We start from the raw sequence: 12183 nt of genomic DNA on the forward strand, positions 1-12183 counted from the left end.
CCCTGAGGTCGATTTCAACCCTCATGCTCGCCCCTTGGTGGGAGGGGTTAATAAGGGTGCCGATTGAAAGGGGGACAAAGACTGCATGGTTTTAGGAGATTCAATTCGTCGTTTTGATAAACAACAGGGCGAAAGAATATTAAGGCGCAGGATCTTCGGTTTTAGACAGATTTCTCAAACGTTTTGGGGTGATGCCATGAAGTTCTACATATGCAGGGGAAAAGCCGAGCCAAAGCCGTTCAAGGTAGCTATCATCGGCGCCGGACCGGCCGGCCTTACCGCAGCGGGCTACCTTGCCTGTAAGGGCTACGAGGTTCACGTCTATGAGAAGATGCCAGAAGGGGGAGGGATGGTTGCCTTTGCCATTCCGGAGACCAGGATACCGGTGAAAACCGTTAGAGACGGAGTTCGAGAACTGGAGAAGCTCGGAGTGAACTTCCACTTCAGGACGAAGGTAATCTACGACTCCCCAAGGGAGCTCGGCGACGAGTGGGCTGAGCACTTCGTTTCCCTTGAGAAGCTCTTAGGTGAGTTCGACGCGCTTCTCATAGCTACCGGTGCCTGGAAGCCGAGGAAGCTGAAGATCCCTGGTGCTGAGTTGCGCGGTGTATTCGACGCCCTAACACTGCTCCATCACATAAAGATGGCCAGGATAGGCTACTACCCCTGGGACAGAATCCCGGAGGTCAAGGGAAGGCACGTCGTGGTAATAGGTGCCGGCTACACGGCCGTTGACGTTGCCATTGAGGCGAGGCTCCTCGGGGCGGATAAGGTCACGATGGTCTACCGCCGCTCCATTGAGGACAGCTACGCGAGGGCCGAGATAAGGAAGCTTATCAGCGAGGGGCTTGAGTTCATAGAGCATGCCTCGCCGGTGAGAGTTTTAGGAGAGAAAGGAGCCCAGGGCGTCGAGTTCGCGAGGACGGAGATAGTCGAGGGGAGCGTCGTGAGCACTGCCGAGCGCTTTACAGTTGATGCCGACCTCGTCGCCTACGCCATCGGACAGCTCCCGACGAGCCCGATAAGGGAGGTTGTCTGCGCCAACGAGAAAATCCTGAAGGAGGCTGGGATTTTCTTCGCCGGAGACGTAGTCGCCCCAAGGAACATAGGTACGGCAATGAGGGAAGGCAGAGCAAGGGCGAGGGAGATAGAAGAGTGGCTCCTCCGCAAAGCCCCAAGGAGGGTTTTTCCTGTTCCCGTTGCGGCGAGGCTGATAAGTTCGGTCACGAACGGGAAGTGCTGAAGGTTTTAAGACACACGAAGGTTGCGGAATCTGAATGAAAAAGCGTAGAGGACATATAGTACAGCAGTCAGCATGGCTACCGTCAAAACCAGACCCCTCTTGCTCAACTCCAAGAGACCGCTACCCTCGGCGTACGCGGTATAAACAGGAGACAGAATGTACACCAAGTATGCCATGAAGCCCTTCACCGTGTTCCCAAGGCTTGCCTGGGCTTGGAGGAGGGCAAGCCCAGAGATGGGTAGGATGAAGAGGAAGACCATTGAGAGAACGTAGGATCCGCTTTTGCTGCCTACGAGGGTCACCATTAGCAACGCACCCGAGTAGATTAATCCCATGGCAATCAACGCCCACATTACCCTGTCATACCCCCACACCAGCAGGAGGAGGGAGTTCACAGCCAAGAAAGGTACCTGGGACAGCAAAGCCGTTATAAACCTTCCGTAGGCGACATCCCTCCACCCAGCGAAGAGGGCTATCTCAAAAGCCGTAACCCGGTTTTCCTGAAACATCACGTTGAACACCAGAAAGAGGTACAGAGGCATCCCTAAGAACTGTATAAACTCAACTAAGGGGAGCTGATTCCTAGGGTAAAGGTAGTGGATGCCCGCCTCACTGAGAGCCAAAAAACCCAAGATCTCCCAGAAGAATATCGAACCCATTGCTTCCTTAGCGTAGGTTCTCACCGTTAGCTTTAACGTAGACATACCTAACACCTGACCTCTTGTACCCTAAGATCTTTCCCTCTTCCATAAGGCGTTTGAGAGTTTCCCCCTCCGCCCGCACCACAAGGATGTTGCCGAAATCACCTAAAACTCCCTCAAGGGGAGGGACAGTGCCGTTTATGAAGACATCGTAGACGTCTCCATCCTCTTGGAGCTCCCTTACCTTCCCATACCATATAACCCTTCCCTGCTCCAAAACGATAACTGAATCGGCCAGGAGCTCAACGTCCTCCGGGATGTGGGATGTAAGGATATAACTGTGGAACCTCCTTCTTAGAACGCTTGAAACCCTTACATAGGAATGCAGATCCAGATGAACGAAAGGCTCGTCGAGCACCGGGATGCGGGAGCTGTCTGCAAGTGCACTAAATATCCAGAGGAGTTGCTCCTGACCCGATGAGAGCGAGCTCACCTTCTGCAATTCAAACTTGGACAGGCCAAGCTCATCTGCAAGGGCAGAAGTGCCCTCAGGGTCGCCGTTTGCACGTCCGACGACCTTTACGAACTCACCCACCTTCATGGCATAGGGGAGGCGAGCCTTTTCAAAGGCAGGGTTGAAAGCCTTAACAACCCTTTCACGCTGCTTCCATGGGTTGATTCCGTTTATCATCACATCCCCTACCTTCGGACGCTGAAAGCCCATGAGGATTGAGAGCAGGGTAGTTTTTCCACTACCATTCTGTCCCACGATTCCTATCCTCTCCCCCCTGACCGATATGGACACGCCTTTAATGACAGGTTTTGATGGAGTGTACTCAAACCACACATCCCTGAGGTTAAGTTCGATCCCCTTCCCCAACCTCATCCCTCCCGGGATTCTATTATCATCACTATGAGGCCGATCAACACAAGTGCCACATTTACAGGGAAGCTGTAGCCGATGCCGTACTTTATCCAGCCCCTCCAATCCTGGTCTGGTGCCGAATTCCCACCTCCAAAATACATCTGGGCCACTAAGTCCTTCTCAACGGCACTCGTATTTACAGCGTAGAGGCTTGAAAGTTTTTCGCAGAGGGGCGTTATATTATACATCGAATTGAAGGCCGTGCAGGGGTGTGGAACCGAAACTGAGACTGCAACGTAGGTTCCATTATATCGGATATAATCATTACCGTAAATAGTGAAGTAAACGAAGGGATACCCATAGGCCGGGCTTGGAGAGACGTGCCCCCTTTCAAGGAGGATTTTTCTGTCAATCCTACTCTTTATAAGCGACGCAATCAGTCCCTCCCCCTTAGAGAGATACCACCCGTCCTTAACCTTTTTGATGGAGTCAGCGTAGAGGGGAAGTTCCGGGAGCCGGTCAATATTCACGCCGCCGTTACCAAAAAGCTTGTAGACACTGTATGAAACGTTGTATTCTCCCTCATGCAGGCAGGTCACGTTCAGTTCAAAGCCCAAGGACATTGACTTTCCCGACCCACTCGGGAACTGACCGACCACACCGTAATACCTGAGCTGACTACCGGGGCCAAGGGCACCTTTGAACTCGGAAACCCTGTAGTGCTCCATGTAATAAGCTGAAACGGGGAGGAGCAGTATGATAACCGCGAGAGCCATCAGGATGAGACCGAGTGTTTTTCCCCACTTCATATCAGCATCCTCTCCCATTGTCGGGGCTCAAAAATAAAAATGGGAATCAAACGTCCACGCTAACTTCAATGGGCGGCAACGGCAGGGACTCCCACTTAAGGCTCTTACCTTTAACGCCCCTGTACCAAGCGTAGGTGTGATCCCATGTGTGGTAGACAACCTTGTTGTAGACTATCCCACTGATAGAATTGAATGGCGAGTGGAGGGTGAACTGGCCGTAAAATGAGAGGGCCGTTGAAGACGGGTTGGTGCTCGTGTATCCCCAGGAACCATCGTCCGGCCAATGTCCACCGTGGTCAGTCTCGTGGAAGGTATCATAGTTGTCAAGCAGGAAAGTCCCATCTGGCTTCGTGGCGAAGGTCCATTCAGACTTTACCCATGCCATCGTCCATCCAAAGATGTTCTTGCCTTCAACCTTGACGCTTGCGTGGTTGTTGTAGGTGTAACCGGCGCTGGCGCTGGCTGCAGTCAAAAACAAAAAGAGCCCGAACACGAACAGGGCCAAGCTGACTTTCCGAACTCCCATACTATCCTCCTGCCCCATAAGGGGCATACTCATTTACTTTTTTAGCAATTTAAACTTTACGCCGTAAATTTATAGTTCAACTTTAATAATTTACAAGAAATCTCAATATGATATTTTTAATCATTGAATAGGTTGCAATTTAGGGTTGTCATTTGTCATAACTTAAAGCACGCTTTTATCCCCTGATTTTTTAGGGTGGGGCCATTTTTTAGAATCCCTCATTTAATTTGGGTCCAAAATCTTTATAGCCCATTCTTTAAACCTCCCCACATGACCGAGCCGAAAGACATCGTCCTTAAAGAGAGCGCAGAGGTCGAGGGGGTCCCGATAGAGGGACCCTGGCCCGACGAGGTTTCGAGCCTTGAGGATGTTCTGGATTATTACGAGCGCATAGGTTTCCAGGCGACCCACCTCGGGAAGGCGATAGAGATATGGAGAAAAGTGGAGGAGAAGCGCGCCGAAGGAAACGAAGTCCGCGTCTTCCTCGGCTACACCTCAAACATAGTCTCCTCCGGGTTGAGAGAGCTCATCGCATGGCTTGTTAAGGAGGGCAAGGTTGACGTTATAGTAACCACCGCCGGCGGAATAGAGGAGGACTTCATAAAGGCCCTCAAGCCCTTCATCCTTGGAGACTGGAACGTTAACGACGCAGAGATGCGCGAGAAGGGCATCAACAGGATAGGCAACATCTTCGTGCCCAACGACCGCTATATAGAGTTCGAGAAGTATATGATACCATTCTTCGAGCGCGTTCTTGAGATGGAGCGCGAGGCCGAAAAGCCGCTCACAGCAAGCGAGTTCACCCGCGAGCTCGGGAGATACATGGGCGAGAAGCTCAGGAAGGAGAAGGAGCGCTCGATTATTTACTGGGCATACAAGAAGAACGTCCCGATATTCTGCCCGGCCATCACTGACGGCTCGATAGGGGACATGCTCTACTTCTTCAAGGAAGAAAGAGGGGACAGGGAACTGGTCATAGACATCGCCAACGACATAGTTAAGCTCAACAACTTGGCGGTTACGGCAAAGGAGACGGCCTCGATAATCCTCGGCGGTTCCCTGCCGAAGCACGCGATAATCAACGCCAACCTCTTCCGCGGCGGCACCGACTACGCGATCTACGTGACGACGGCAGTTCCGTGGGACGGCTCGCTGAGCGGTGCACCGCCGAGCGAAGGGGTGAGCTGGGGCAAAATCAAGGCCAAAGCTGACTACGTCGAGATTTGGGCCGACGCAACGCTCGTCTTCCCGCTGATGGTGTGGAAGGTTATGAGAGAAAAGCCTTAAACGAGGAGTCTCTCCCAAGCCGGCCTCTTAACGATCCCCTCAACCTCCTTAGGAACCTCGGTGAGGGTCAGCGAGTCCAGCATCTCAAGGACGTCCCTGATCTCCTCCCTTCTCATCGAATCCACCCGCTCCAGAGGGTTGTCCACCGCCCAGGGGATCACCTCCCGGACAGGATCCCGGGTTTTGGCCTTTGCCATCATAGGCATCAATAAAATGTGACACTTTGGAATATATAAGCCTTTTCTATTCACATTTTGCACACAGAACGGGTGAAAGTGCAAAATTCTAAAAACCCTAACCGGTGGTAACTCATCCATGCCCCTTCTCAAAGACATAGAAGTACCTCTCCAAGCTCTTGTGAACGCGCTGGTAGTACATTCCGAGGAGTCTGAAGCCAACCTTCTCAGCCTCGATCTTCCCGTCGAAACCAACGGGAAACGCTATCGCTAAGCGCCCGCCTTTGGCCAAGACGGCGTACATGCTCTCAAGGGCCTTTCGGTACAGCTCGGCCCTGTCCCTGCCCGCAAGGGTCGCTGAGGTGCCGTACGGCGGATCCGTGGCTATGGCCTCGAACTCCTTGCCGGAAAACAGCTCCTCCAGCTTTGTAGCATCACCAACCCTGAGCTCGTAATCCATTACTCCATAGTACCTGAGGTTCATTTCAGCCCCCTCGACCATCTCTGGTTTTATGTCGACGCCGTAGACCCTCAGGCCGATTAGTCCGGCCTCAATAAGTATTCCCCCTGCCCCCATGAATGGGTCGAGGAGCTCCTTCTTCGCTTTTGTCAGGTTCACGAGGGCACGGGAGAGGCGGGGGTGAAGTGATATGGGCCTGAAGAAGGGCCTGCGGTGGGCCTTCCTTCTCTCAAAGTCCTTGGGGTCAAAGTAGCGGGTTCTTATCCCTGCGTAGAGCCTCTCACCGCAGTAGGCCCTAACGACGGTATCGGGCTTTGAGAGGTTTACTTTAAACCCCTGGGTAGCTATGACCGCCCCGAGCTTTCTCGGAAGGTCTAGGACGTTGTGCCTGCAGTTCGCCATCGTCTCTGTGTCCACCTTGAAAGTCCCCTTAATGGGCCACTCCGCTTCCTCAGCCTTTGAGAGGAGCTCGCGGATCGAACCGGCCTCTATGACAAGCTTTCCATACTCGTGGGCGAGTCCAAGCCTATCGAGGTAGGGGAACGCGCCCTCATCGGCATCGAGCTTCAAAAATAGGTAGTCCCTGCCGGCTATTTCCCCGCCCGCCAGTTCGAGCATGGCCCCGACTTCATCCTCCGCCATCCCGGGAAGGCTGCCGAGTATCTCAGCGTAGAGCATGCCACCACCTCACAGCACCTTCAGGTACTTGTGCACCTGGAAGCTCAGCCCGACGTTTTTCCTTCCCAATATCTCAGCTGCCTCGCGGTAGATTTCCATGAGTCTACCCTGGCTTATCTCAATCGGCTCCCTCGGTTGTATCGCCAGAGGGGCGAGACCCTTGAGAAGTCCCGCGTACCAGCGGACGTTCTCAAGCTTGGTCTCGTTGGTAACGACGAGCTTGGCGTAGGTCTTTGCGCCGGCCTTCTTCAGGATCCTTATGCTCTCAATCTCCCTGAGGACGAGGTTCCTCCAGTCCTTGGTAGCTTTAGCGCTCTCGTCCTTTATATCAACGCTCGCGTAGTCGGTCAGGGAAGCCACATCCTCAATCAGCTCCGGCAGTCCGCCGTGGGTTTCGAGGAAGTTGTCGAAGCCGAGGTCTTTCATATCCCCCATAAGGGCATTCAGGGCCTTTATCTGGAGCGTCGGCTCTCCTCCGGTGTAGCTTATCGAGTGTACGTCACCGGTATCAAGCCTTAGAACAGCATCAACGACGTCCTCAAGCGAAGCCGGATTCGGCTTGTACTCGAACCTCCCGGTGAAGGGTTCGAGCTCGTAGCGCCAGCGGGAAACGCGGGAGGCATCTATGTACTGCTTGGAGTCGCAGTAAACACAATGAAGGTCGCAGCCGGCGAAGCGGACGAAGATCTGCCTCCTCCCAAAGGCGCTCCCCTCTAAGCTGCCCCCTTCGCCCTGCCAGCTGTTGAAGACCTCGGCCATTACGATCTTCATCCGAACACCTCAGAGCTCCTCGACGTCAATTCCCTTCACCCTATCGCTCACGAAGCCCTCCAGTATCTCAACCCTGACGCCCCTGTCTTCCCCGGTCATGTCCGCCATGAGCTGAACCGCCCTCGCGTAGTCCCAGAGTCTTCTTTTCGCCTCGTCGGTGACCTCCTCGGCCATTATTATGAGCTCCTTCTCCCCCGGCCGGCCGCTCACCCACTCGATTACTTTTTCCGCGTCCTCCCCGGTGAAGACGCCCCTTTTCTTGAAGAGCAAGCCCCCACCTCCATCCGTTTTACAGTGAAGCGGTCAGATGTACTTGAGGAGGATTTTAACGGCCGCCTCAAACAGTTCCCTGTCCTCCCCTTCGAGTACGCCCTCCAAGTAGTGAAGGTTGGCGACGTTTACGATCACGTAGGCGGTGTTCCTGTCAAGACCGAGGTCGTAGGCCTCGTAGTAGACCCGCTCCTCCCCAAGGGCCTCGTTCATCATGTCGGCGAAGTGCTTTATGTCCTCGACGCTGAGCTCGTCCCACTTGCTCTCCATCTCGTCGAAATACTCCTCAAGGGTCTTTATCCTACCAAGGTCGAGCTTCAACAGGCCTTTGACGTAGGGGAACTCGCCAACGCGAAAGATCCTGAGGCCCTCCTCGTCCCGAATCCCGATGTAGTCCCAGGGCAGAACGCCCTCTATCGGGTTGTGACCGTACCTCGTGGCCAGATAGGAGAAGGCCTCCATGGCATCGTCCATCTCCCTCAGGAACTCCTCCTCATCCTGAAAGCTTATCACCTTGCTCACACTTCCCCTCATGCCCGGCACCTAACCGAAAGTAGGGCGGGGGGTTATAAGGCTTTGTTCCAGCGGATTCGGTTCGTCCGCAGGATTTTTATAGGCCTGACCATACCTCCTCAAGGTGTCGCCATGGTAACGCTCATCATCGCGGAGAAGCCTAACGTCGCGAGGAAGATCGCCTACGCCTTAGCTGAAGGCAAACCCGTGAGGAAGACGATAGGAAAGGTGAGCTACTACGAGTTCACGCGCGATGGGAAGAAGGTCATCGTTGCCCCGGCCGTCGGTCACCTCTTCTCATTGGCCCCAAAAACCAAGACCTACGGCTACCCCGTCTTCGACGTTGAGTGGGTGCCAGTTTATGTCGCTGAAAAGGGGAAGGGCTACGCGAAAGACTACATCAAGGCCTTGGCAGCGCTCGCAAAGCGGGCTGATGAGTTCGTGGTTGCCTGCGACTACGACACCGAGGGGGAGGTCATAGGTTATACCGCCCTCAAATACGCCTGCGGCGTTGATCCTTCGAAGGCGAAGAGGATGAAGTTCTCCGCTTTGACAAAGAAAGACCTTCTCAAGGCCTGGTATAACATGGAGCCGACGATAAACTTCGGCATGGCCGATGCTGGGATAGCACGCCACGTTTTAGACTGGTACTGGGGGGTTAACCTTTCGAGGGCCCTCACTTCCGCGATAAAGCGCGCAAGCGGGAAGTGGATGGTTCTCTCAACCGGTCGCGTCCAGGGGCCAACGCTGAAGTTCCTCGTCGAGAGGGAGAGGGAGATAGCCAACTTCAAGCCGACTCCGTATTGGGTCATAAAGATGCTCCTTGAGAAGAACGGGGAAACCTACACGGCAACCTACGAGAAAGAGAGAATCTTTGACGAAAACGAGGCCAAGAGAACAGTCGAGGAAGCTAAGAAGGGGCCGGCGTTCGTTGAGAGGGTTGAGGTAAAGCAGCAGAACAGGAACCCCCCGGTTCCCTTCGACCTCGGAACCCTACAGAGGGAGGCTTACTCTGCCTTCGGATACAGCCCGAAGAAGACGTTGGAGATTGCACAGCGCTTGTATGAGCGTGGATTATCGTCGTATCCGAGGACAAGCTCCCAGAAGCTCCCAAAGAACCTGAACTTTCGCCCGATAATCCAGAAACTCGCCAAACTTCCCGAGTACAAGCCCTTCGCTCACGAGCTTTTGGGCAAAGAAAAGCTCAAGCCCGTTGAGGGGAAAAAGGAAGACCCAGCACATCCCGCAATCTACCCGACGGGTGAACTGCCCAAGCCGGGAGAGCTCACAAAGGACGAGGGAAACCTCTACGACCTCATCGTCAGGCGCTTCCTCGCTTTGTTCATGGAGCCCGCGGTGAGGGAGATAATGAAGGTCATCATAAACTCCAACTCCCACCGGTTCATCCTCAGCGGAGCCAGAACCCTCAAGGGGGGTTGGCTTAAAGTTTACGGCAAGTACGTCAAGTTCGACGAGGTCCTTCTGCCGTCCTTCAGGGAAGGCGAGCCGGTGAAGGTCATCCAGATAAAGCGCGAGAAGAAGAAGACGAAGCCTCCGGCCCGCTATTCACCCGCTTCCGTCATCAAGAGGATGGAGGATTTGGGGATAGGAACGAAGGCGACGCGCGCCCAGATCCTTGAGACCCTCTACCAGAGGGGCTACATCGAGGGGAAGAGGAAGATCAAGGTGACCCCCCTCGGGACGCGCGTCGTCGAGGCCCTTGAGAAGAACGTGCCCGAGATAGTGAGCGTCGAACTGACGAGGGCCTTTGAGGAGAAAATGGAGGAGATAATGGCCGGAAAGGCGGGGAAGGAAGAGGTCATCGAGGAAAGCAGAAACCAGCTGATAAAAATCTTAGGGGTCTTCAAGGAGAAGGAGCTTGCCATAGGAAAGATGCTCCTCGAAACAACTGGAACTGGAGTTACGACTTCAAAGGGCTCCGTAGAGGTGGAAAATTCCAAATCTAATTCGTCATCGTCAAAAGCCGGTGAGAGTGGGAGGGCCGGAAGTAGGGAAAGGCTCGTCCTCGGGAAGTGCCCGAAGTGCGGCGGCGACCTGGTGCTCAGATACAACAGGAAGACGGGAAAAAGGTTTGTGGGCTGCTCCAACTGGCCGAAGTGCGACGTAACCTATCCGATTCTCCAGCGCGGCCAGGTCATCCCCACCGGAAAGACCTGCTGCAACGGCGCCCCCGTCGTCAAGATCCGGGAGAAGGGCAGGGAGTACGAGATATGCCTCGACATGAACTGCGAGGAGTGGAAGAGGCGATAGCCTTATCTTCCCTTTGCTCGATTTATGAGTATGGACGAGTGGGAGAGAACTGCGAGGGTTCTGCTCGACAACGCCCGCGAGTTCCTTGAGGGACTGAGGGACAAAGTCAGGCTCGGAGAGGTGACTCTGGAGACGCTCTTTGGGGTCCAGTCGACCTTCATCCTTGGACTCGGTGATGCAAGTCTTTATGCCTTCTCGACCGGAAGAGACGACGTCGTCGAGGACTCTTACGGTCTGTTCTTGGACGGCCTTTCCGTTCTCAGGGTCAGTCATCTCTTGATCAACGAGCCGGGGCTCGGCCTCTGGCTGGCCCCTCTGAAGAATCTGAACCCAGAAAGAGGCTTCTCCATTGACAAGCGCTTTTCTCTCATTGGAGAGCCAAAGCCAACCATGGTCTGGGCCAACAGGGTCGTAAAGCTGCGGAACGCTCTCCACGGGAGGCCGGTGAGGGATCCGCTCTACTCCCTCGGCTACGGCATTGGGAAGGGAGACAGGAGGTTCCCGGTTCTTCTGAAGGCAGTGAGGAGGCTCTATGGGCTCTTTCCCCCGCTTTTTGATGAGGCTGTGAAGTTGCTTCTCCTTGAGGTCGAAGCTGGAATCGACGTGGAGCCCCTGCCCATTATAAACGGAACCATTGATGAGGTCAGAGAGCTGCCAGAGGACATTGAACCCGCTATAATCGGCGGAAAGGAGGTTTTTTATTCGCTCTCCTCCAAGAAAAAGCTTCACTCTGGCTTGGGAAGTATAGAGCTGGGGAAAATTGACGCCCTGTATGTAAAAAGGGGAAAGGGATTTATGAAGCTCACCCGTGAAGGTTTTTAAGAGGAAGTGCTTAAATTGTTATTATGGGATGGAGAGCCGGTGTACTGATTGTCCTCGTCACACTGATCTTGTTTCCCCCTGTCTTCGGATACGGAGCACCGTCGGCTACAGTGGCCCCCGTTGAGTACTATGAGCTCATACTCACATCTTTTCTTCCTCTGAAGGACGGTGCCTTAGTTGGTGGGTACGTGTACGACACAAGATACGATGGCGAAGGAGACGCGTTTGCCCTGATACGCTTATCTGGGAGTGGAAACGTAAAATGGCTGAAAAAGTATGGACTGAGCATGATCCCAAATGTATTGGTCCGAGCTAAGGACGGATTTTTTGTAATTGGGGATGGGACGGTGATAAAAGTCGGTGAAGACGGGGAGGTGTTGTGGGCTAAGAGGTTCAGGGCGTCCTCCTTTCCCCGTTTTGAAGATGCCCTCCTAACCAAAGAGGGAACCCTAATTCTCGTTGGAACTCGATGGGGCGGAGAGAAAACACCTCATGTGGCTTGGATACTGGCAATATCCCAGGATGGGAACGTTAAATGGCACCGGACGTACCGGGCAGGTGCTTTTACTTTTTTTCTTTTGAAAGCCTCGCCCTTTGGGGCGGGGATGCAATAAACCACCCAAGAGCCATTAAGCGAGAAAGCAAACCATTTTAAAGCCTAAGAACCATACCATACTTTGAAATGAAGCGAGCAGTGACCATAAGACTCCAGCCCTCAAAAGAGCAAGAGAAAACCCTCTTCGAGTTAGCCGATACTGGAGCTAAAGCTTGGAACCGAGTAAACTATCTAAGACGACAACAATTCTTCAAAGAACAAATCGTGGACTTTAACAAGACTGAAAAGATAGTTT

The 12183-nt window shown here is 53.7% G+C and carries 15 protein-coding genes; 6 read left to right on the plus strand and 9 right to left on the minus strand.

The window, feature by feature from the left end; genetic code table 11:
* Positions 1–196: 196 nt before the first annotated feature.
* Positions 197–1243, plus strand: coding sequence for an FAD-dependent oxidoreductase (locus MVB78_RS09900; RefSeq protein ID WP_297490863.1), 1047 nt, complete (start codon positions 197–199; stop codon positions 1241–1243).
* Between the two features lie 5 nt (positions 1244–1248).
* Here MVB78_RS09900 and MVB78_RS09905 read toward each other — a convergent pair whose 3' ends face one another.
* Genes MVB78_RS09905 through MVB78_RS09920 form a run of 4 tightly spaced genes read right to left on the minus strand, consistent with a single transcriptional unit; the run spans position 1249 to position 4111 of the window.
* Positions 1249–1947 carry a hypothetical protein gene (locus MVB78_RS09905; RefSeq protein WP_297490866.1) on the minus strand — a complete coding sequence of 233 codons (699 nt, stop codon included), beginning with the start codon at positions 1945–1947 and terminating at the stop codon, positions 1249–1251.
* A complete protein-coding gene (locus MVB78_RS09910; protein WP_297490868.1) occupies positions 1910–2770 on the minus strand; it encodes an ATP-binding cassette domain-containing protein in 861 nt (286 codons plus the stop codon). Before MVB78_RS09910 ends, MVB78_RS09905 begins: the two co-directional genes overlap by 38 nt.
* On the minus strand, positions 2767–3558 hold the full coding sequence (locus tag MVB78_RS09915; RefSeq protein ID WP_297490870.1) for a hypothetical protein: 792 nt from the start codon (positions 3556–3558) through the stop codon (positions 2767–2769). The genes MVB78_RS09910 and MVB78_RS09915 overlap by 4 nt, the downstream gene beginning before the upstream one ends.
* Before the next feature lie 46 nt (positions 3559–3604).
* Positions 3605–4111: a hypothetical protein gene (locus MVB78_RS09920; RefSeq protein WP_297490872.1), complete on the minus strand. Its 507-nt coding sequence runs from the start codon at positions 4109–4111 to the stop codon at positions 3605–3607.
* A 243-nt stretch (positions 4112–4354) separates the two neighbouring features.
* Between MVB78_RS09920 and MVB78_RS09925 the strand changes: the two genes are divergently transcribed.
* The gene (locus MVB78_RS09925) at positions 4355–5371 is read left to right on the plus strand and encodes a deoxyhypusine synthase (RefSeq protein ID WP_297490874.1); all 1017 of its coding nucleotides are present in this window, start codon (positions 4355–4357) and stop codon (positions 5369–5371) included.
* Here the strand turns inward: MVB78_RS09925 and MVB78_RS09930 are convergent.
* From MVB78_RS09930 to MVB78_RS09950, 5 genes are all read right to left on the minus strand, one after another.
* Positions 5368–5577 carry a hypothetical protein gene (locus MVB78_RS09930; RefSeq protein ID WP_297490876.1) on the minus strand — a complete coding sequence of 70 codons (210 nt, stop codon included), beginning with the start codon at positions 5575–5577 and terminating at the stop codon, positions 5368–5370. The genes MVB78_RS09925 and MVB78_RS09930 overlap by 4 nt on opposite strands.
* A 103-nt stretch (positions 5578–5680) precedes the next feature.
* Positions 5681–6685 carry a THUMP domain-containing protein gene (locus MVB78_RS09935; RefSeq protein ID WP_297490878.1) on the minus strand — a complete coding sequence of 335 codons (1005 nt, stop codon included), beginning with the start codon at positions 6683–6685 and terminating at the stop codon, positions 5681–5683.
* A gap of 9 nt (positions 6686–6694) precedes the next feature.
* Complete coding sequence (locus MVB78_RS09940) at positions 6695–7456, minus strand: 7-carboxy-7-deazaguanine synthase QueE (RefSeq protein WP_297490880.1); 762 nt, start codon at positions 7454–7456, stop codon at positions 6695–6697.
* A 9-nt stretch (positions 7457–7465) separates the two neighbouring features.
* A complete protein-coding gene (locus MVB78_RS09945) occupies positions 7466–7726 on the minus strand; it encodes a hypothetical protein (protein WP_297490882.1) in 261 nt (86 codons plus the stop codon).
* A gap of 33 nt (positions 7727–7759) precedes the next feature.
* Positions 7760–8260 carry a hypothetical protein gene (locus MVB78_RS09950; protein WP_297490917.1) on the minus strand — a complete coding sequence of 167 codons (501 nt, stop codon included), beginning with the start codon at positions 8258–8260 and terminating at the stop codon, positions 7760–7762.
* Between the two features lie 111 nt (positions 8261–8371).
* Between MVB78_RS09950 and topA the strand changes: the two genes are divergently transcribed.
* From topA to MVB78_RS09970, 4 genes are all read left to right on the plus strand, one after another.
* Positions 8372–10510, plus strand: a complete 2139-nt coding sequence (topA, locus tag MVB78_RS09955) for a DNA topoisomerase I (protein ID WP_297490885.1) — start codon at positions 8372–8374, stop codon at positions 10508–10510.
* 30 nt (positions 10511–10540) lie between these two features.
* Entirely contained in the window at positions 10541–11332 is a 792-nt protein-coding gene (locus MVB78_RS09960; protein ID WP_297490888.1) for a hypothetical protein, read from the plus strand.
* Positions 11333–11355: 23 nt separating this feature from the next.
* Entirely contained in the window at positions 11356–11946 is a 591-nt protein-coding gene (locus MVB78_RS09965; RefSeq protein WP_297490890.1) for a hypothetical protein, read from the plus strand.
* 68 nt (positions 11947–12014) lie between these two features.
* On the plus strand, positions 12015–12183 hold a 169-nt coding region (locus MVB78_RS09970; protein ID WP_297490919.1), incomplete at its 3' end, for a helix-turn-helix domain-containing protein.

This window comes from Thermococcus sp., from assembly GCF_026991495.1.
Classification (GTDB): domain Archaea; phylum Methanobacteriota_B; class Thermococci; order Thermococcales; family Thermococcaceae; genus Thermococcus.